This is a genomic window from Bradyrhizobium sp. 164, assembly GCF_023073715.1.
Lineage (GTDB): Bacteria > Pseudomonadota > Alphaproteobacteria > Rhizobiales > Xanthobacteraceae > Bradyrhizobium.
Map to the genome: position 1 here is coordinate 1 of NZ_JADPKA010000098.1, position 508 is coordinate 508.

General features: G+C 64.0%; 1 protein-coding gene. It reads left to right on the top strand.

What is annotated here, in order from left to right; genetic code table 11:
• Window positions 1–409: 409 nt before the first annotated feature.
• Window positions 410–508 (top strand): lipase family protein (locus tag IVB01_RS31245; protein ID WP_247495160.1); only part of this gene is annotated, 99 nt, incomplete at its 3' end.

Consider the following 508-nt stretch of genomic DNA (forward strand, 5'->3'; position numbering starts at 1 on the left):
TCCACTTATCGCGTGCTCTATCGCTCGACGGGGCTGAACGGTCGGCCGGTCTTTGTGTCCGGCGTCGTCATCGTTCCGCAAGGCACGCCCGCGCTCGGCGGACGTCCGATCGTTGCTTGGGCACATCCGACTTCGGGTATCGTCCCGCGTTGCGCCCCATCGCTCGCCATTTTTCTGTTCCAGCAGATCCAGGGACTTCGCTCGATGATCTCCCGTGGCTTCGTCGTTGCGGCGACCGATTATCCAGGGCTCGGTACGCCGGGCCCGCATCCTTACCTGGTCGGTGAGAGCGAGGGTCGAGCCGTGATTGATATTGTGCGCGGCACGCTCCGTTCCCCGCGCAGGCGATGGCAAGGACTTCACGGTTTGGGGGCATTCACAAGGCGGGCAGGCCGCGCTCTTCGCCGGGATGATCGCAAACGCCTACGCTCCTGAGCTGAAGCTTCTCGGTGTCGCTGCAGCGGCCCCGGCAACGGACCTCGTGAAGCTGATGAGCGACGACATCAAC